Origin of the sequence: Bacillus sp. JJ634, from assembly GCF_036962285.1 — a bacterium.
Classification (GTDB): Bacteria; Bacillota; Bacilli; order Bacillales; family DSM-1321; genus Peribacillus; species Peribacillus asahii_A.
Map to the genome: position 1 here is coordinate 1 of NZ_JBALMU010000134.1, position 1,842 is coordinate 1,842.

Genomic DNA, 1,842 nt, shown 5'->3' on the forward strand with positions numbered 1-1,842 from the left:
CGGTTTTTATATAATACTGTATCGATAAGTATAAGTCAACATTAAATTTTAACAGTGAAAAAGGAGAGCCAATCATTTTTCCAAATGAACAACTCTCCTTTTCTTTATCGTACATAAAAGTTTATAGACCTAAACGTATTGAGCAGTCCAACACATAGCCCAACACAGGAAATGGTGATAATCGAATAAATTAACTTAAAGTCTTTTAATATAATAATTCCGACGATTATGATGAATACATCAATAAGAAACATAACAATTCCAGGATTAATGGCTTTTGATTTTGAAATTAAAAGCGCTAATAAATCGATTCCTCCGGGGCTGATGTGTAGTCGAATCATGAAGCCGACACCAATTCCAATTGTGATTCCACCAAGAATTGCACTGATTAACATTGGTAGATGTAATAATCCGTTTAGTGGTGTTAGCAAATCAATCATTGTTGAAGTAAAAACCAATCCAAGAATCGCATTAATAAAATAGGACTTATCATATAGAAGAGATAGGAAGTATATAGGAGTATTGAGCATGATCATGCTGTGCCCTACCTGAATGCCCCAAATATATTTGATTAACAGACTGATGCCAAATATCCCTCCATTTATTAGATGGAGGGGAAGTATAAATATATTTAGACCAATTCCGATACAAACACTTGAAAAGAGTAAAACAACTAACTTTTTCATAAAAAGCATCCCCTTGTCCAAATCATTATCTTAAAACATATGAAGGGAATGCTAATATCATACGGATTAATGAGGAATTGCCCTTACTCTTCTTATGAGTAAAGAGCAACCCCCACTAACCCAGAAAGAATAATGATATAGATGGGATGCCACCGGAATTTCAATAACAAAACAAGTGATAACCCAAAGATAAACAATAAGCTTGCTGTATGCCATGAAACATTTATCGTAATCAAATTATTGGAAAAAGCAAAACTTAATGCAGCATAGATAACTAAACTAGCGACAATAGGTCTTAATCCATAAAAAATCGATTGAACAATTGAATAGTTTTGTAGTTTAGTAAAAAAGGTAGCTACAATAAGAACCAAGATAATAGAAGGAAGCAAGACTCCGAGAGTAGATATGATGGCTCCTGCTATGCCCGCTGTAGAATATCCGACGAGAATAGCACTATTTGTTGCAATTGGACCGGGAGACATCCCAGCAATGGCGATAACATCGGTGAATTGTTGCGTTGTCATCCATCCGTGTTGGGAGGCTTCAGCTTCTATTACGGGGATCATCGCATAGCCGCCTCCGAACGATACAAAACCGATGACAAAAAATGTTCTAAATAGCTCCCATAATACCATCGCTTGCACCTCCTTTCTTAAATCCCTGCGCCCATGAAATAATCAGGGTGGTTTTTATAATCCTCGTTCTTTTGTTCTAACTTCATGTTATATCCTAATTTTCTTTTAATAAGACTGCAAACGATTCCCGTTAAAGCACCAAGTAAAATGACGAATATAGGATGAATGAGGAAGAGGAGCGGAACACCCACTATCATGATGCCTAATGTTGATTTGTCAATAATGGCTGCTTTTCCTATTTTGATGGCCGCATAAGCAATTAAGGCGACAACAGATGCTCTAATTGCTAGAAAGGCAGCTTCTACCTTTGGATTATCTTGAAAGAAAAAATATAAAATGCCCAAGGTTAGCACAATAAAAAAGGTCGGTAATGAAATACCAAGCATGGCTGCAACAGCACCCTTTATCCCGCCTATTCGCTTCCCAATAAAAGTTGCGGAGTTAATGGCAACCGCTCCTGGTACAGCCTGAGATAACGCAAACACATCGGTAACTTCTTCACTTTTTAACCATTTTCTCTT

At 36.6% G+C, this 1,842-nt stretch carries 3 protein-coding genes; all 3 read right to left on the reverse strand.

The genetic code is table 11. The annotated features are described in order from the left end of the window. Positions 1 to 104: 104 nt before the first annotated feature. The gene (locus V7068_RS18150; protein WP_499713942.1) at positions 105 to 686 is read right to left on the reverse strand and encodes a YitT family protein; all 582 of its coding nucleotides are present in this window, start codon (positions 684 to 686) and stop codon (positions 105 to 107) included. A 92-nt stretch (positions 687 to 778) separates the two neighbouring features. Continuing rightward, positions 779 to 1,321: a chromate transporter gene (locus V7068_RS18155; RefSeq protein ID WP_499713943.1), complete on the reverse strand. Its 543-nt coding sequence runs from the start codon at positions 1,319 to 1,321 to the stop codon at positions 779 to 781. A 17-nt stretch (positions 1,322 to 1,338) separates the two neighbouring features. Next, positions 1,339 to 1,842 (reverse strand): chromate transporter (locus tag V7068_RS18160; protein ID WP_499713944.1); only part of this gene is annotated, 504 nt, incomplete at its 5' end.